The sequence below is a fragment of the Bradyrhizobium ingae genome (assembly GCF_055791185.1).
Genome location: NZ_JBVUBB010000009.1, coordinates 76,036 through 93,839, shown reverse-complemented (window position 1 = coordinate 93,839; position 17,804 = coordinate 76,036). Strand labels below are relative to the sequence as shown.

Sequence of the window (17,804 nt, the reverse complement as noted above, 5' to 3'; positions counted from 1 at the left end):
CCCTCACTGGACCAGGAATCGCGGGAACATCGGCATCGGCAATCCCAGCACGTAAGGGAATAGCAGCGCGCAGCCGATCGTCAGGCACGCGCCGACGATGATGGCCTCGATCCAGCGGGTCTCGTGCGAGCCCATCGCCGCGATCAGGAAGCTGGCGAACGCGCAGACGATCAGGCCCAGCGGCCGGATCGCCAAGGCAAAGAAGACAATCGCCGCCATCACGAACAACGGCCCGCGCCAGGAATAATGCGAGAGCCCGGCCCCCTCGACAAGAAGTGCCGTCAACGCGATGGCGGCGGCCAGCGCGACCAACAGCCCGCCGAACATGCGCGGCGCGGTGCCGGCGCCGAACTTGAAGCCCTGCATGCCGTGCAGATCGCTGGACGCCCAGAGTGCAAACAGCGCCACCGCCATCAGAACGATGCCACCGATATAATCCTGCGGCGCGCGGATGATCATGAAGAGCGTGAGGATCGCGACCGCAAACAGCGGATAGGAATAGATCAGCGCCAGCAGCACGTCCGAGGACAGCGCCTTCTTGGCATCAGCGCCGAACGACACGAACGCCGCAGCGGGCGCCCCCGCCAGAAGCGCGGTCGCGTGGCTGATCAGGACTGTGGCCGGGCCACGTCCGCCACCCCATCCGAAGATCGTCCCGATCGACCAGATGAATTCGAAGATCTGCGGCGCAAGCGCCAAAAGCACGATGCCGATTGCGACCGACGTGTTTCGCGTCGCTGTCGCCGAGTGGCCCATTGTGTCGGCCATGCATGTCTCCTCCGCGACCCGCAAGTCACGAGTACTGTTGTTCTATCGGCTGGAAGAGGACCCCCACCACCGATCACTGCCTAGCGATTTTCGTCACACAACGCCAGCAAATCCCAACAGCCCCCCGGCGAGCAATAGCCAGAGCGGATTGACGCGCGACATCGAGGCAAGCACCGCAACGCTTCCCATCAGCAGCGCGGCGATCACGGTGTGGATGGTTGATTGGGCGAGGACCAGCGCACTGGCCGCCATCAGGCCGATCGACAGCGGAACCAGTGCAGCCTGGATCATGGCGGGCCAGCGCGACTGGCTGGGACGATTGAGGAGACGGCTCACATAGTAGGCAAGCAGGGCTGTCGGCAGGCACATCGCCAGCGTTGCCGCTAGCGCGCCAGGAACGCCGGCAACCGCATAACCGATCAGCGTGACGATCAGCACGTTCGGACCAGGCGAGAGCTGCGAGATCGCGAAGGCGTCGGCGAACTGCTTGTCGGTCATCCAGTGATGCACGTCCACGGCGATGCGGTGCATCTCCGGCACTGCCGCGGCCGCGCCGCCGACCGCGAACAGCGACATGAGGCCAAAGGTCGAGATCAGCGCCCAGATCGGGTTCTCACTTTTCATGCTGCTACTTTCCGTCGCAGGGCAACCGTGACGGCGATGCTGGCGGGGATCGCGACCAGCAGCACCGCCTGGAGCGGCAGCCGCAGCACACCGATCGCGACGAACACGGCGGCCATCAGGACGAGGGCGATGGCGTCGGCACGTTTCAAGAGCGGCGTCATCATGCGAAAGACCTCCGCAATCAGCAGCCCAACGGCCGCACAGGACACCCCCGCAAGGGTGCGACGCAAAACCTCGAGCTCGCCGAAATGGGCGTAGAGCACCGCGAGCGCCGTCATGATCAGCGTCGGCGGCACCAACAGCCCGGCGAAGGCCGCAACGCCGCCGGCAAGCCCGCGCAGGCGCGAGCCGAACACCATCGACAGGTTGACGATGTTGGGGCCGGGGAGGAAATGGCAAAGTGCAAAGGTCTCGTTGAACTCGTCCGCCGTCATCCAGCGATGATCTTCCACGATCGCCCGCCGCGCGAACACCAAAACCCCGCCGAACCCGGCCAGCGACATCCTGGCGAAGGCCATGAACAGGGCGAAGAGACCCGGCGGGACGGTCTTGGCGGGGATATCCGGCTCCTGAACGGCCGGGGCGAAATCCGAGGACATCGCGGCAGCTTAAGGGGGCGGCCATCCCGGCGCCAAGGCCGGCCTTGCGGGCGGCCGGCACCTATCCAAAGGAACTCGCGTCAAACCCCTGTCTTTCCCGACCTTTACACCCTATATTGGGGGTGCCGGCTTGCCGGCTATGGAAATAAACGGTCGTCGCAATAAACCATTCGGACCCGGGGGCGGTACCCGGCGCCTCCACCAAAGCCCACCGGCGGGCTACCCAAGAAGCGGGCTTTGGCGGGGGCGAAATAGGATCGACGAGGGCGTAAAGGGCGTGCTTTTTCCCGGTATTGTTCCGCCGTTATCGGGCTACTGCAATAGTTGCCAACGACAACTTTGCTCCGGTTGCTCAGGCTGCGTAACGCAGTTTGAAAGACCACTTTAAAGTCCTAGCGGGTTAAGCTCCGCTAGGCGGGGTTCGGAGGCACCTGGCAACAGAAGCCTCCACTTCCATTTTTCTCCCGCCCATTTTTTCTCGCGGGCGGGGACTCCTGCTCGCCGGTCGAGCGCGTTACCATTGCGGCTTGGCGAGTCGGCGCGGCACCGGCTCGGGAAATGCGACAGGACCGATAGTCAGGATCCATAATGGCGACCGATCATATCCGATACGACGTGCTGGCACGCGACGCATTGCGCGGCGTGCTGCGGAAGGTGCTGAGCGATGCCGCAGCGCACGGACTGCCGGGCGAGCATCATTTCTTCATCACCTTCGTATCGAAGGCGGAGGGTGCAAAGCTGTCGCCGCGACTGCTTGCGCAATACCCCGAGGAGATGACCATCATCCTCCAGCACCAGTTCTGGGATCTGACCGTGCTCGAGGACCGCTTCGAGGTTGGTCTGTCCTTTGGCGGCATCCCGGAGCGACTGGTGGTGCCGTTCAGTGCGATCAAGAGCTTCCTCGACCCGTCGGTGAAATTCGGCCTCCAGTTCGACACTTCCGATGTGGCGGAAGTACCGCCCGCGGCACTCCCCGCAGCCCCTGCTCCCTCGGCCGTTTCGGTCCCCGTTGCGGCTGCCGAGCAGGCGGAAGCGGAGGACGAGCCCGCCGCACCCAACCAAGGCGGTGCCGAGGTCGTGCGGCTGGATCGCTTCCGCAAGAAATGATCTAACGTCGCGACGCGCGGCAGCCCAAGCGCGGTCAAACCACCTATATAGATGAGCACCGAGAAGCTGCGCGCATTGCGTGCGGCAGAATGGATGTGCTCATGGACAAGACGACCCGCCCCTCGCGCCGCTCCTCCACCCGGATCGAGACCGACAGTTTTGGTCCGATCGAGGTCCCCGCCGACCGTTACTGGGGCGCGCAGACCGAGCGATCGCGGCAGAACTTCCGTATCGGCGAAGACCGCATGCCGATCTCGCTCGTGCATGCGCTCGGCATCGTCAAGCTTGCGGCAGCCCAGACCAATCGCGAGCTCGGCCTTCTCGACCAGCGCCGCGCAAACGCCATCATCCGCGCCGCGCGCGAGGTGATCGAGGGCAAGCTCGACGACCACTTCCCGCTGGTGGTGTGGCAGACCGGCTCGGGCACACAGAGCAACATGAACCTCAACGAGGTGATCGCCAACCGCGCCAATGAGCTGCTCGGCGGCGAGCTCGGCGCCAAGAAGCCGGTGCATCCCAACGACCACGTCAACATGAGCCAGTCGTCGAACGACTCTTTTCCTACCGCGATGCATATCGCGGCCGCCGGCCGGATCACGGCTGATCTCATTCCTGCGCTCTCCGAGCTGCTGGTCGCGCTGCGCAAGAAGGAGAAGGCGTTCGCGAAGATCGTCAAGATCGGCCGCACCCATACCCAGGACGCGACGCCGCTGACGCTCGGCCAGGAGTTTTCCGGCTACGCCGCACAGGTCGAAAGCGGCATCGCGCGATTGAAGGCCGCGGTAAAGGATCTCTACCCGCTGGCCCAAGGCGGCACCGCCGTCGGCACCGGTCTCAACTCAAAGCCGCGCTTTGCAAGACTGTTCGCCAAGCATGTCGCGACCATCACGAAACTGCCCTTCACCAGCGCCGCCAACAAGTTCGAGGCGCTGGCGTCGAACGATGCCTATGTGCTCGTGCACGGCGCCATCAATTCGGTGGCGACGGGGCTGTTCAAGATCGCCAACGACATTCGCCTGCTGGGATCGGGCCCGCGCTCGGGGCTGGGCGAGCTGATCCTGCCCGAGAACGAGCCCGGTTCCTCGATCATGCCCGGCAAGGTCAACCCGACCCAGTGCGAGGCGATGACCATGGTGTGCTGCCAGGTGTTCGGCAATCACACCGCGATCACGCTGGCCGGCAGCCAGGGGCATTTCGAGCTCAACGTCTTCAAGCCCGTGCTCGCTTACAACATGCTGCATTCGATCCGGCTGATGGCCGACGCCGCGCGCTCCTTCACCGAGCATTGCGTCGCGGGCATCCGCGCCGACGAGAAGCGGATCCGCGAGCTGATGGAGCGCTCGCTGATGCTGGTGACGGCGCTGGCGCCGAAGATCGGCTACGACAACGCGGCCAAGGTGGCGAAAACGGCGCATGCCAACGGTACTACGCTGAAGGAAGAGGCGGTCCGGCTCGGCTTCGTGTCGGCGGACGAGTTCGAGCGGCTGGTCCAGCCCGAAAAGATGACCCACCCCGGCTGATTTCCGAATTTCGATAGGCCTCCGTAAAGATACGGAGGAAAAAACGGCAGGAAATGTGAGGTTCGGGCAAGGAGATTTGATTACCGTCAATGTTCTGGCCCTGGCGCATGCTAGGCGGGTATTTGCCCTGACCGGGCGAAATTGATTGTTCGATGGTATCAGAGGCCGATTGACGAGGACCAAATGGCGATCAAGTGTCACGGAGCGCGGCTCAGCGCCTTATTTCCGGATGTTTCACCCCGCCCGCTGAGGATCGAGTGATGGAGACGCGGCATGGGGAACGTCATCAACCTGAAGCGCTTCCGGAAGCGCGCCGAGCGGGAAGCCTCGGCGAAGCAGGCGGAGGCCAACCGGGCGAAGTTCGGCCGCAGCAAGGCCGAACGATCAGTGGAGGAGAAGCGCGAGGCCCAAGCGAAGGAGCGCCTGGATCAGCATCGGATCGAGCGCGAGGAACAGCCATGAAATCGCCCGTAGTCAAGCGATCGATCGTCGTAGCCGGCCACAAGACCAGCGTGAGCCTGGAAGAGGCCTTCTGGAACGGCATGAAAGAGATCTCCGGCCTGCGCAACATGACGCTGTCGGAGCTGGTTGGCGAGATCGACAACAATCGCCAGCAGGGCAACCTGTCGTCCGCGATCCGCCTGTTCGTGCTCGATTACTTCAAGAACCGCGCTATGGCCGTCCTGCCCGAGCAGAAGGTCGCGGCGCAATAAAGCGCCCGAGGCCGCTCGACAAACCCCACCGTGAGGCCCGCACTTTATAATCACTCTAAGGTGCGGTCCCGGCTGCGCGAGCGTGCTTGACCTGTCCCGCTGCCGTTGAAAATACAAGGGCATGACCGACGACAAGATCACGCTCCGGCAAACATCCACGCAGCTGCCCTCAGGTTCGCCTCTGGGGCTGGCCGAACGCGGCTATTCGGGCGTTATCCAGCATCTGTCCGCCAGCGGTGCGGGCTCGGCCCTCTCGGATGTCGAGCTGGAAAGCCGCCTGATCGAGCTCGGTTTCGTCGAGGGCGCCAGGGTCGAGATCCTGCACGAGGGCATCGTCGGCCGTGACCCGATCGCGGTGCGCGTCGACAACGTGACCATCGCGGTGCGCCGTCGCGAAGCCATGGCCATCATCGTCGCGTAACGAGCGATCGAACCACCGACTCAGGCCTTTGATCCCATGGAAGCTCCCCTGTTGCATCTGGCCCTGGTGGGCACGCCGAACAGCGGCAAGACCTCGCTGTTCAACGCGCTGACCGGCAGCCGGCAGAAGGTCGCGAACTATCCGGGCGTCACCGTCGAGCGCAAGGAAGGCTTCTTCGTCACTCCCTTGGGACGCCAGGTCTCGGTGGTCGACCTGCCCGGCACCTATTCGCTGCGCGGCCGCAGCCCGGACGAGGAGATCACCCGCGATATCGTGCTCGGCAAGGCCTCCGGCGAGACGAGACCCGATCTCGTGCTGTGCGTCGCCGATTCCACCAATCTGCGCCTCACTATCCGCCTTCTGCTCGAGCTCAAGCGCACCGGACGGCCGATCGTGCTGGTGCTCAACATGTTCGACATCGCGACCCGCCGCGGCATCACCGTGGACGTGGCGCAGATGGCCGACGCGCTCGGCGTGCCCGTGGTCACCTCGATCGCGGTGCGCAAGGGCGGCACGGCCGACCTCCTCAAGCTGACCGACGAGATCTCGGCGCAGGTGCAGCCGCAGCCCCAGGAGAACAGCTGGCGGCCGCTCAGCGTCGCCGAGTTGCGCGCCACGCAGCGCGAGGCCGACCGCATCATCACCTCCACCGTCAGCCTGCCGAGCCGGCCCGACACCTGGACCGCACGGATCGACGCCGTGGTGCTGCATCCCGTCGGCGGCCTCATCGTGCTCGCCTTGATCCTGTTCGTGATGTTTCAGGCCGTGTTCGCCTGGGCGCAGCCGCTGATGGAGCTGTTGTCCTCGTCATTCGACGCGCTTGGGCAGTTCGTGCACGACACCCTGCCCGCCGGCCTGTTGCAGAGCTTCCTCCAGAATGGCGTGATCTCCGGCGTCGGCAGCGTCATCGTGTTCCTGCCGCAGATCATCATCATCTTCCTGTTCATCCTGCTGCTGGAAGATTTCGGCTACATGGCGCGCGCGGCGTTCCTGATGGACCGCATCATGGGCGGCGCCGGGCTGCACGGCCGGGCCTTCATTCCGCTGTTGTCGAGCTTTGCGTGCGCGATCCCCGGCATCATGGCGACGCGCGTGATCGACAACAGGCGCGACCGGCTGACCACGATCCTGATCGCGCCGCTGATGACGTGCTCGGCGCGCATTCCCGTCTATACGCTGATCATCTCGGCCTTCATTCCGGCGAAACAGGTCTGGGGCTTCATCAACCTCCAGGGCCTCGTGATGTTCGGCCTTTACGCTGCCGGCATCATCAGCGCGCTTCTGGTCTCGTTCCTGATCAAGTTCTTCATGCTGCGCGACTACGCGCCGGCGCCCTTCATGCTGGAGCTTCCCGACTACAAGATGCCGCGGCTGAAATCGATCGCGATCGGCATCTTCACGCGCGCCAAGATGTTCCTGCAGCGCGCCGGCACCACGATCTTCTCGATGATGGTCTTGATCTGGTTCCTGGCCTCGTTCCCGCAGCCGCCCGCTGGCGCGGCGGACCCCGCCATCAACTACAGCCTCGCCGCGATCCTCGGCAAGGCGATCGCGCCGCTGCTCGCTCCCGTCGGCTTCAACTGGCAGATCGCGGTGGCGCTGATCCCGGGCATGGCGGCGCGCGAGGTCGCGGTGGCAGCCCTCGGCACCGTCTATGCGATCGAGGGCGGCAAGGAAGCCGCCGAGCAGATCGGCCAGGTTCTGGCGACGAAGTGGTCGCTGGCAACCGCCCTGTCGCTGCTCGCCTGGTACATCTTCGCCCCGCAATGCGCCTCGACGCTCGCAGTGATCCGGCGCGAGACCGGAAGCTGGAAGTGGATGGCGACCACTTTCGCCTACATGCTGGCACTCGCCTATGCCGCGAGCCTTGCGACCTACAACATCGCGGTGGCGCTGGGCGCCGGCTAGCTCTTCGCTATCGGCGGGCTCGCTTCCTCGGCCCCAAAACCAAAGCTCGAAAACAACCCCATGCAAAGTAGCCGGCGATGGCCGGCGCCGCCCCTGCATATTCGGAAGATGCGCTGATGCGTCGGGCAAATCAGCGGCACAACGCCATCATCAAGACTTGGCAAGCCCATGCTTCGCCCGACTAGTCGGCACGACCGACATTCCCATCGGCGTATCGATCGACGAGCCGCGAAGTTGGGGTCACCGGAAATGGTGACTTTTGGGAACGAACCACCTGGCCAGGACCCGCACCTCGTCTTCGCATGTTTCCAATGCGATCTTCTGGGCGAGCATCACATCGCCGATTGGCAGATCACCAACCGTCGTGAAGCATAGCCCCTCGAGGAGGCGACCTCTTTTGTCGATCTCGCATACATTGACCGAGGTGCCCGGAAAGATCCTGTACCGATTTCCGGTGTTGCCTCCGACCACATCGAAGTAACCCTTGCTTGCGAACTGCTCTCGCTGCTCCTGCGACAACCACTCTCGCAGCATTCGTAGCGACCGCCCCTCGGGCGTGGCCTCTACCCCGTGCCTTATGAAAAGGGCTCTTGTCGCTCTCATGCGGGAGCGGCTATCCAACGGCAAGGGTCGAAATCGAAACATGACAGGAACGGGCTACCCGCCGATCAGCCTCGGAAAAAAGAGCGTCTCTTCCGCTGTGGGGTCGAACGATCGGACTTTCGATACCTGACCTTCACTGGTCCTGACCGCCGCGGTGAAGCCAATCCCGGTCAGTTCGTGAAACCGCCGCTCTGCCTGGGCCAGTCCCTCTGCGTCGTCGGAGTTGAAGGAATAACGGCTATCGCCACTGCGATCCATCACGAGCTGGATTGGCATGATTGCCCTCCTATGATTGCTATCGGTCGAACATCCTCGATCCAAAAGTATCGCACCGGCAACGCCCTCAGGGCGTCGCCGCAGCCGCGTTTCCTTTAGCCTTTCTTGGCCGCTTCGAAAGTATCGCGGTATCCTCTGGCAATCGTTCGAACGCCCCGTCCGATATCATCGTAGACATCGTCCGGCAGGTTCGCCAGGGAGACACGGAGCGACCATTCGGGGGCGTCGAAGCCGCCACCGTTCAACAGCACGATCCCGTGGGCTTCCGCCAAGCGGAACGCCAAATCGAGCGGATGGATGTGCTTCTTCAGATAGTCGACAGCTTCGTCTCCGATGTTCTTCCGGGCCCAGAACTCGAAATCGATCAGGCCGTAATAGGCATCGTAGTTGGGATTGGGCGACAGCTTGTCGGCAAGTCCCAGGCCATCGAGCAACGCCCACAGGCGCTTGTTGACGATTTCCATGCAGGCGGCCTGATAGGCCTTCTTGGCGTCCATCATCTCCGCGAGCGAGAACAGGCTCATCATCACCTGCTGCGGGAGCGACAGGCCCGCAGTGTGATTGAGCGCGACGTCGCGACTGTCGGCAACGATGCGATCGATGAATTTCAGCTTGCGCGGCTCCAGCGTCAGCGGCCCATAACGCTTGTCGAGCGCCTTCACGGCGTCGTCGGGCAGCTTCGCGATCATCTTGTCGAAGATGTTGTCTTCGTGAATGGCGATGGCGCCGAGCCGCCATCCCGTGCAGCCGAAATATTTGGAATAGGAGTAAACGCCGATGGTGTTGTGCGGGAGCTCACCCAGCAACGAGCGGAAACCGTGGACGAAGGTACCGTAGACGTCGTCGGTGAGCAGCATGAGATCGGGGCGCTTGGTCTTGACCAGATTACCCAGCTTGGCGATCGTCTCCGGGCTCACCCCCATCCCGGAGGGATTGGCGGGATTGACGATGAAGAAGGCTTTGATCTTCGGATCCTCCAGCTTCTTGATTTCCTCGTCGGTGAACTGGAATTTGTTTTCCTGGGGCGCCCTGATCTGGACCACCTTGAGGTCGTAATCTTCCAGATGCGTCATTTCGATGTAGGGCGTGAAGATCGGCGTTCCCAGCGCGATGGTATCGCCGGGAAGCAACAGGCGGTTGGCCTTCAGCGACTTGAAGAGGTAGCACATCGCTGCGGTGCCGCCCTCGACCGCATAGATGTCGAACTTGCCGGCCGGCCGCGGCTCGCCGCAAACGGCCCACATCAGATATTCGTGCACGATCTTTTCGTTGTGCACTAGCATGCGGTCTGGAACCGGATAGTTGTCACCGATGATGGAATCGACGAGCTCGTGGACGAAGGCGTCCGGGTCGAAGCCGAATTTCTTCACCGCAAAGGGCAGCATCTCCGAAAGGAAGCTGGCGCCCGGCATGTCGGAATGCTTGGCCAGCCAAGCCTCGAACCGTGCGGCAATTCCCTTCGCCTGAGGCATGCCGCCAATCCCGGCCGGGTGCTCCATGACCCGCTTGCTTTCGGTGATCGCGAACTGCCCCAGCAGGAAGAAGCCTTCGCGCGGCGTGGTGGCCACCCAGTTCGGATTGCCACGGCCGGCGTTCAGGAACGCGGATTGCGTCCGCTTCGACGTCGCCTTGGCGAGATTGATCAGCTCGTCCTTGATCTCGAACGGGCTCAGCGCCTCGAATTTCTTCAGGGTCAGGATATCGGCCATATGACACTCCCGAACTGTGCGATCTGTTGGAACGAGAACGAGGCGGACCAGGCTCCGGCGCCTGCGCAATCGCGCTGAGGATGATCGGCGGCCGGTGGTGTCTCTTGATCTACCTCAAGGCTCAGGCGGCAACGACGCTAACGAATCGCCGCCATGCCGCAACGCAACGAGACGATGTCGTCGGTGAGGCCTCCGATGCCGCACAGCTCAGCCGTTGCGCTTGACATAAATCAACATATCCGATCCGGACCGTCGCCTCATGCTGGTCGACACAGCTTCAGCTTTCGTCGTCGGGTCTTCGATTCACGAAGTGGAGCGGGAGCGAAGCGGGCGCACGCCGACGACATGAACGGGGTAACATCATGATCGACTGGTTCTTTCAGACGCTCAAGACCTATCCGGAAATCGCGATCTTCCTGTCGTTGGCCTTGGGCTACTATTTCGGCTCCTTCACCTACAAGGGCCTGGGACTGGGAGCCGTCACCGCGACACTGATCGCCGCTGTCATCATCGGCCAGATCGGGATCACGATCACGGGCCCGCTCAAGCCATTCTTCTTCCTGATGTTCCTGTTCGCCATCGGCTACGGCGTCGGGCCGCAATTCGTGCGCGGCATCGCGCAGGACGGCATTCCCCAAGCGATCTTCGCTGCCGTCGTGTGCGTGTTCTGCCTGCTCGCCCCGTATGTCGGGGCGAAGATCGCCGGTTACGATGTCGGTTCGGCCGCCGGGCTTTATGCCGGGTCGCAGACGATCTCGGCGTCCATGGGTCTGGCGACCGATGCCATCAACCGGCTCGGGCTGTCGCCGGAAGAAACCAAGAAGATCCTCGACGGCATGCCCGTCGCCTATGCAGTCACCTACATCTTCGGCACCGTCGGCTCCGCGATCGTCCTCGCTCTGCTTGGCCCAGCCCTGCTCGGCATCGATCTCGAGGCGGCGTGCAAGAAATATGAGGAGGAGCACGGCGGCAAGAAGCAGTTGGGCGGTCCCGGCACCGCGTGGCATCAGTTCGAGGTCCGTGCATTCCGCGTTCGTGAACGCGGCCCGGCGGTCGGCAAGACGGTGCAGGAGGCCGAGGCGCTGGTCCCCGATCAGCGGGTGTTCATCCTGCGGCTGCGACAGGACGGAAAGATCATCGATGCCATCGCCGACGCGGTGATTCATGCGGGCGATGTCGTGGCCGTGGCGGGCCGGCGCGACGTGCTCGTCCAGCTGATCGGCGAACAGGCGGAGGAAGTCGATGATCGCGAGCTGCTGGCGATGCCGATCGAAGGCGTCGATGTCTTCGTGACCAGCAAGGACGTCGACGGCAAGACCCTCGAGGAGCTGGCGAAGAGCCCGGCATCACGCGGCGTATTCCTGCGCAAGATCACGAGAGGCGCGATTGCGGTCGAGATCCCCATCCTTCCCAGCACCAAGCTGAACCGGGGCGACATCGTCACCATCGTTGGACGCACGCCCGATGTCGCCGCCGCGACAAAGATGCTTGGCCGGCCGGATCGGGCAACCGATGTTGCCGACGTTGCCTTCATCGGTGCCGCCATTGCTATCGGCGCGCTGATCGGCGCGATCGTCTACAAGATCGGCAGCGTGCCGCTCACGCTTTCCACCTCGGGCGGGGCGCTGATCTCCGGCCTGTTCTTCGGCTGGCTGCGCTCCGTGCGGCCGACCTTTGGACGGATTCCCTCGCCTACCGTCTGGTTCATGAACTCCGTCGGCCTGAACGTTTTCATCGCCATAGTCGGCATTTCATCGGGACCGGGATTCGTTGCCGGCCTGAAGGCGCTTGGCATCGGCCTGTTCCTCTGGGGCGTCGTGGTGACGACCGTGCCGCTGATCCTCGCAATGTATGTCGGCAAATACCTGTTCAAATTCCATGACGCCATCGTGCTCGGATGCTGTTCCGGCGCGCGGACCACGACAGCCTCGCTCGGCATGATCAACGATCGCGCCAGGAGCCAGATTCCGGGTCTTGGCTATACCGTCACTTACGCAGTTGGAAACACCCTCCTGACGATCTGGGGCATGGTGCTCGTCATGCTCATGACGTAGAAATCGGCGGCCCGAGATGCTGACCTGGCTGGAGCAGTTTCTCGTCCGTTATCCGGAACTCGCGCTGTTCCTGGTGATCGCCGCTGGCTACTGGATCGGAAGCTTCAAGATCGGTGCCTTCAGTCTTGGCCCGGTCACGGGCGCGTTGTTCGCCGGGCTGGTGGTCGGCGACTTCGCGCATGTGCCCGTTTCAAGCATGACCAAATCCTTCCTGTTTCTGCTGTTTCTGTTCGGGGTCGGCTATTCCGTCGGTCCGCAATTCGTGCAGGCGATGAAACGCGACGGGCTGAAACCGATGCTGCTCGCCGTCGTCGTGTGTCTCACCGGCCTTGCGGCCGCAATCGCCGTGGGAAGGATACTCGGGCTCGATCCCGGCTTTGCGGCGGGGTTGATGTCGGGAGCGCTCAGTCAAAGCGCGGCGATGGGAACGGCGACCGACGCGGTCAACGGCCTCTCGGTGCCCGAGGCGCAGCGCACGCTGTATGTCTCGCATATCGCGGTCGCTGATGCGGTTTGCTACATCTTCGGCTATGCGGGCGTCATCACGTTCTGCACGGTGGTCGCGCCGGCCCTCCTGAAGATCGACCTGCGGAAAGAGGCGCTCAAGCTCGAGCAGTCGCTGGGAATGACCCGCACCAAGCCGGGTCTGGCGTCCGCGTGGCGAAAATTCGAGCTGCGTGCCTATCGGCTGGACGAGCACTCTCCCCTCGCCGGATCGACAGTCGCGGCCGCCGAAGCCCGCATGCCCGAATACCGCCTTTTCATCCATCGAATCCGCCGGGGAGAAAGCATCCTCCAGGCAGAGCCCGGCACCATCCTCGCTCCAGGCGACGTGATCACGATATCGGCGCCGCGCCAGATCATCGTGGAACTGATCGGCTCCCGCGCCGAAGAGGTCGAGGACAAAGAGCTGCTCGACATTCCCTTGATCTCGGCTGACGTGTTCCTGATCAACACCAAGCTCGCGGGCATGAACCTGCAGGAGGCTTCGCTGCAGGACTGGACCCGCGGCCTCTATTTGCGCTCGTTGAGCCGGGGCGGCCAGGAGCTTCCGATTGCTCCCGGCGTCGTTCTGCAGCGTGGCGACCTGCTGCGCATCGTCGGCCCCGAACCGGTCGTGGAGAATGCTGCGAAGAATATCGGTGTCATCATTGCCCCCAGCACCAGCATCGATTTCGTGGTGCTGGGGCTTGCCATCTTCTTCGGCGGCGTCGTTGGCGTTCTCGTGAGTTTTCCTGTCGGCAGCATCAAGATCGCGCTGAGCACGAGCGTCGGCACGCTGCTTGCCGGGCTTCTGGTCGGATACCTCCGCACGCTCAATCCGCGCTTCGGCCGGATTCCGGACGGCGCCATCAGCCTGATGACGTCGCTCGGACTGGCGGCGTTTGTCGGGCTCACCGGCATCCATGCCGGGCCGATCTTCCTTTCCGCCCTGCGAGAATCCGGCATCGGCCTGCTGCTCGGCGGCATGGTCGTGACCCTGCTGCCGCAAATCGTCGGATTTTGCTTCGGTCATTTCGTCTTGCGCATGAACCCAATTCTTCTGCTCGGCGGTTTGACCGGGGCGCAGACTGTAACGGCGGCAATGGCCGCCCTTCAGGAGCGAGCGGGAAGCCCGGTGCCCGTGCTCGGCTATACGCCGGCCTATCCCATCGCGAACATCCTGCTCACGACCTGGGGCTCGGTCATGGTCCTCGTGTTTGCGGCCTGAGCCGACAACGCCTCGGGAGGCAGCGAGTTCTGCGATGTTGTCTGAGGAGGATACGCACCTCTAGCGATCCGATCTGCTGAACGTGCCGATGCCATGAATATTCGAACCAACCTATATCTATTCGCGTGGCTCGCCTGGAATCTTCCTGTAGCGGTCGCGGTGATCTTCGTCTTGCACATCAATCTGAGCTGAGAGCCGGTCAGCGCATGGATCATGCCTGAACGCCACGAGCGCGCTGTCATTTGGCTCAGCCCGCCCATCGCGCGCGGAGGAACGAGTAGACTCGAAGCTGGTTCCGCATTGATTTCGATCAATGGTGGGCCTTGGTCCCATGTCAGGTGTTCTCATCATTCGGCAAGGAGAGAGCAAATGACTGGACATACCAAGTTTCTTGGACTGATCGTGAGTGCCGCGCTCCTGACGGCAGCCCCGCTGTCGCTCCGCTACTCGGCGACGGAGGCGCCATCCGTGTCCGTTGATCGCGCCGAAGCGCGTGTTGGGCGCCCCCTCACGCCCATGAGCGTCGCAGGTGTCAACCGCAGAGTGCATCGGCGCGCCTATTACGGTGCGGCAGCGGCGGGAGCTGCAGCCTATGGCGCTTATGGCTATCGCCGAGCTTGCGGATACTATCCCTATCCGCCTTGCTACTGAGGCCAGGGACGAGGCTCGCCCGTTCGACGAGCCTCGTCTTCTCCTTTCCATCATCCTGATAAGCCGTTGAGCTGGATCAATATCGGGCCCAACTCCGGCGACAGCGTCGAGGTCTGACCGCGAAGGACGGACCATGAATTCGCTGCTCAAGGAAATCCGGCATAGCCCGCTGTTGTGGCTGTTGATCTTCGTGCCCGTGGTGATCGCGCTCGAACGCATCATGCCGGACGCGCATACGCTGCTGTTCGTGCTGGCCGTGATTGCCATCGTTCCTCTCGCAAGCCTGCTCAGCCACGCGACGGAGGCCATCGCAGAGAAGACCGGTGATGCAGTAGGCGGCCTGTTGAACGCCACGCTCGGCAATCTGACGGAGCTGATCATCGCGGTCACGGCGCTGCATGCCGGTGAATATATGCTGGTCAAGGCCTCGATCGCCGGTGCCATCGTGACCAATTCGCTGTTCATGCTGGGCGCATCCCTGCTTCTGGGCGGACTGCGACACCACGTGCAGGACTACAACCGCGCGGGCGGCAGGCTCTATTCCGCGCTGCTCCTGACGGCCACGATTGCCCTGTTGTCGCCGTCCGCCGTGGCCGACCTCAACTTCCCCGGAAGCGAGACGGCGGTGCACCGCCTGAGTGCCGCCCTAGCGATCCTGCTGATCGCGGCTTATGGCCTCAGCATGCTGTTCTCGCTGAAGACGCATAAGGAGCTGTTCGCGAGCGGCGACCATGGCGAAGCGGCCGTATCGATGCTGCCGATCGCCGTGGCAATTCCGACGCTGGGGATCGTCACCGTGCTGGTCGCGCTCGTCAGCGAAATCTTCGTCGAGTCCGTGCAGAAGGCAGCCGAAACGCTGGGCATGAGCCCGGCCTTCGTCGGGTTCATCGTGGTTGCCCTGGTCGGCGCCGCGGCCGAGATGGCGGTGGCATTTGGCGCGGCGCGCCGCAACCGGCTCGATATGAGCGTCAGCATCGCGCTGGGAAGCGCGGCCCAGATCGCCTTGTTCGTCGCACCCGTTCTCGTGCTGCTCAGCTACGTAGTCGGGCCGCAGCCGATGGACCTTCAATTCTGGCCAGGGGCAGTGACCATGGTCATGATTGCCACCGTGGTGACGAGCTTCATAACCAACAGCGGACGATCGGCCTGGTTCATCGGCGCCCTCCTGCTTTTTATCTACGCGATCTTTGCGATGACGCTCTACATGGTCCCACCCGGTTCGCACGGCCCGGTCTAGGACCAGCGCGGAGTAGAGCGCGGCTAGTCCGCATAACCTGCGAAGCCATTTGACAGGTCGGGCAAATCGAGGGCAGTCATCCTGACCTCGGGCTACGGTGTTTGCTGCGCTGCGCGAATCAGCCGGGCCGGTGACGGCTCACGGAAGGCCGATATCGGCGCCCGAAAGCCGAATTGAACAAACCGAAGGCTCAGGGCATCCTGATTCCATGACTTTGACCCTGGCACTTGTGACGACCATCTGCGCCGTTGCGCTGACGGAGCGCAGCGTGGAACACCTGCTGTTTGCGATCGCCGCGCTCTTCCTCAACGCGGCTCTGCTGCTGGTTTTCGTTGCCGATTTCGAGCGAGCGATCCTGCTGTCCGGCCTGCTCGCCGTCGCGATTGCCGGTTTATCGATTGTCAAATTCAAACACAGCGCGCTCAAACTGATCGTTTCCGATGTGCCGCTTGCGTTTGCAGGCACAGTCCCATTCTTCGTGCTGCAATACCCACGCATGATGCTGGGTATTCTGCTCGGGGTCATCCTGCTCGCTTTCGCTTCGATCGCGATTCTGTTCTACGGCGCCGGATCTCCGATTTCCGTGGTCGTTCGAATTCCCCTGTTCTGCCTTGCACTGATCGGCTTCGCGAAGGCTTCCGCCATCAAGGGCGCCACGTCATTGCGGCTGACGCTGACGCAGGGGCGGTGCTTTTACTCCACCTTCATGGCCTCGCTCATCGACCCCGCGTCCTGGCGGCAGTTCAATGGGCTGGCTCTGAGCGATATCGCGAACGAACCGCTGCCGCTGAAGGAGGCGGTGCCGGCGCGCTCCAGCGAACGTCCGGACATTATCGTCATCCAGCACGAGTCGATCTTCGACCCGCGCATTTTTGGCTTGCCGATCGAGCCGGCCGTCGAGGCGTTCCTGTCCCCGGCAGAGGGGGAGCATGGGCGCCTCAACGTCGACATCTACGGTGGCGGCTCGTGGCAGTCGGAATTCAGCCTGCTGACCGGTCTTTCAAGCGCCAGCTTCGGTTCGAGCGCCTACTACCTATTCAAGAAAGGCGCCGGCCGGTTCCACAGCAGCCTGCCGCGCTCGTTGGCCTCGCTCGGCTACAGGACGACACTGAACTCGAGCTGTCGTCGCGACTTTCTCGACTATGATGAGTTTTACAGCTCGATCGGCATCGACGAACGCATCTTTATTGACGATTTTCCGCCGCCTTTCGATATCAGGCGTTTCGAGGCAACGAATTCTGATGCAACGTTCCTGGAAGCGGTGATCGATGCTCATGCCAAGAGGATTGCCGACGACCCGTCACCCCAATTTCTCTATGTTCTGACCAACTTCAATCATGGTCCGCATAGTCGGCGGCTTGTGCCCCCCGGACAGTTCGAGCGGGAGCGCGCCTTTGCCATGGCCAGCCTCCCCGATGCAGAATACGCCGAATATTACGCGCGGCTCGTCGAAACCGCCTCGACGTGGCAAAAGCTCAGGGAGAAGCTGGCAAGCAATTTTCCGGGGCGCCCTGTTCTCGTATTGCACTATGGCGACCACCAACCCGTATTGACGCGACGGGTCGATCGGCACCTGACAGGGCCGGCAGATAGCCGGCGCCCGTTTCGTACATTCTACGCGATCGAGGCTTTGAATATCCCTCACTTTGCCCCGGGACGGGGTGCAGACCTCGATATTGCCTTTCTTGGAACTGTCGCTCTACGACGAGCGGGCCTCCCGCTTGACCCGATATTTGCCACGCGTGCGAGCTTGCTTGATGATTGCGGAGCATCCTACTTTGCATCCAGCTCCGAACGGAAACGCCGATTCCACCGCACGCTTGTGGACCGGGGCCTGATAGACTTGAAGCCGCGCGTTCAACACGCCCGCTAGCCGGGCGGATCGTTCCATGCTTTGCTCGGC

17 protein-coding genes and 1 other RNA gene are annotated in these 17,804 nt (G+C 62.7%); 12 read left to right on the top strand and 6 right to left on the bottom strand.

Annotation, left to right across the window (positions count from 1 at the left end):
• Positions 1–3 precede the first annotated feature (3 nt).
• The 3 genes from ACV1FX_RS16130 to ACV1FX_RS16120 form a co-directional block, all read right to left on the bottom strand.
• A complete protein-coding gene (locus tag ACV1FX_RS16130; protein WP_473118538.1) occupies positions 4–768 on the bottom strand; it encodes a tripartite tricarboxylate transporter TctB family protein in 765 nt (254 codons plus the stop codon).
• Between the two features lie 93 nt (positions 769–861).
• The gene (locus ACV1FX_RS16125; RefSeq protein WP_473118537.1) at positions 862–1,392 is read right to left on the bottom strand and encodes a chromate transporter; all 531 of its coding nucleotides are present in this window, start codon (positions 1,390–1,392) and stop codon (positions 862–864) included.
• Positions 1,389–1,991, bottom strand: coding sequence for a chromate transporter (locus tag ACV1FX_RS16120; protein WP_473118536.1), 603 nt, complete (start codon positions 1,989–1,991; stop codon positions 1,389–1,391). Before ACV1FX_RS16120 ends, ACV1FX_RS16125 begins: the two co-directional genes overlap by 4 nt.
• Positions 1,992–2,076: 85 nt before the next feature.
• On the opposite strand from ACV1FX_RS16120, the gene ssrA reads away from it, so the two are divergent.
• From ssrA to feoB, 7 genes are all read left to right on the top strand, one after another.
• Positions 2,077–2,443: a transfer-messenger RNA gene (gene ssrA, locus ACV1FX_RS16115) on the top strand.
• 136 nt (positions 2,444–2,579) lie between these two features.
• Complete coding sequence (locus tag ACV1FX_RS16110; protein WP_473118535.1) at positions 2,580–3,098, top strand: SspB family protein; 519 nt, start codon at positions 2,580–2,582, stop codon at positions 3,096–3,098.
• 89 nt (positions 3,099–3,187) lie between these two features.
• Complete coding sequence (fumC, locus tag ACV1FX_RS16105; protein ID WP_473118534.1) at positions 3,188–4,618, top strand: class II fumarate hydratase; 1,431 nt, start codon at positions 3,188–3,190, stop codon at positions 4,616–4,618.
• Positions 4,619–4,891: 273 nt separating this feature from the next.
• Positions 4,892–5,080, top strand: coding sequence for a DUF4169 family protein (locus tag ACV1FX_RS16100; protein ID WP_473118533.1), 189 nt, complete (start codon positions 4,892–4,894; stop codon positions 5,078–5,080).
• Complete coding sequence (locus ACV1FX_RS16095; RefSeq protein ID WP_473118532.1) at positions 5,077–5,331, top strand: ribbon-helix-helix domain-containing protein; 255 nt, start codon at positions 5,077–5,079, stop codon at positions 5,329–5,331. Before ACV1FX_RS16100 ends, ACV1FX_RS16095 begins: the two co-directional genes overlap by 4 nt.
• A 121-nt stretch (positions 5,332–5,452) precedes the next feature.
• Positions 5,453–5,752, top strand: coding sequence for a FeoA family protein (locus ACV1FX_RS16090; RefSeq protein ID WP_473118531.1), 300 nt, complete (start codon positions 5,453–5,455; stop codon positions 5,750–5,752).
• A gap of 36 nt (positions 5,753–5,788) precedes the next feature.
• Positions 5,789–7,660 carry a ferrous iron transporter B gene (gene feoB / locus ACV1FX_RS16085; protein WP_473118530.1) on the top strand — a complete coding sequence of 624 codons (1,872 nt, stop codon included), beginning with the start codon at positions 5,789–5,791 and terminating at the stop codon, positions 7,658–7,660.
• 240 nt (positions 7,661–7,900) lie between these two features.
• Here feoB and ACV1FX_RS16080 read toward each other — a convergent pair whose 3' ends face one another.
• From ACV1FX_RS16080 to aspD, 3 genes are all read right to left on the bottom strand, one after another.
• Entirely contained in the window at positions 7,901–8,179 is a 279-nt protein-coding gene (locus tag ACV1FX_RS16080) for a hypothetical protein (RefSeq protein WP_473118529.1), read from the bottom strand.
• A 138-nt stretch (positions 8,180–8,317) separates the two neighbouring features.
• Positions 8,318–8,539 (bottom strand): hypothetical protein, encoded by a 222-nt coding sequence (locus ACV1FX_RS16075; RefSeq protein ID WP_473118528.1) that lies wholly within the window; start codon positions 8,537–8,539, stop codon positions 8,318–8,320.
• Between the two features lie 95 nt (positions 8,540–8,634).
• The gene (gene aspD, locus ACV1FX_RS16070; RefSeq protein WP_473118527.1) at positions 8,635–10,248 is read right to left on the bottom strand and encodes an aspartate 4-decarboxylase; all 1,614 of its coding nucleotides are present in this window, start codon (positions 10,246–10,248) and stop codon (positions 8,635–8,637) included.
• 362 nt (positions 10,249–10,610) lie between these two features.
• Between aspD and aspT (ACV1FX_RS16065) the strand changes: the two genes are divergently transcribed.
• From aspT (ACV1FX_RS16065) to ACV1FX_RS16045, 5 genes are all read left to right on the top strand, one after another.
• Complete coding sequence (gene aspT, locus ACV1FX_RS16065; RefSeq protein ID WP_473118526.1) at positions 10,611–12,302, top strand: aspartate-alanine antiporter; 1,692 nt, start codon at positions 10,611–10,613, stop codon at positions 12,300–12,302.
• A 16-nt stretch (positions 12,303–12,318) separates the two neighbouring features.
• Entirely contained in the window at positions 12,319–14,013 is a 1,695-nt protein-coding gene (gene aspT, locus ACV1FX_RS16060) for an aspartate-alanine antiporter (protein WP_473118525.1), read from the top strand.
• Positions 14,014–14,382: 369 nt separating this feature from the next.
• Positions 14,383–14,664 carry a hypothetical protein gene (locus tag ACV1FX_RS16055; protein ID WP_473118524.1) on the top strand — a complete coding sequence of 94 codons (282 nt, stop codon included), beginning with the start codon at positions 14,383–14,385 and terminating at the stop codon, positions 14,662–14,664.
• 133 nt (positions 14,665–14,797) lie between these two features.
• Positions 14,798–15,901: a calcium/proton exchanger gene (gene cax / locus ACV1FX_RS16050; RefSeq protein ID WP_473118523.1), complete on the top strand. Its 1,104-nt coding sequence runs from the start codon at positions 14,798–14,800 to the stop codon at positions 15,899–15,901.
• Positions 15,902–16,109: 208 nt separating this feature from the next.
• Complete coding sequence (locus tag ACV1FX_RS16045; protein ID WP_473118522.1) at positions 16,110–17,774, top strand: sulfatase-like hydrolase/transferase; 1,665 nt, start codon at positions 16,110–16,112, stop codon at positions 17,772–17,774.
• Positions 17,775–17,804 lie beyond the last annotated feature (30 nt).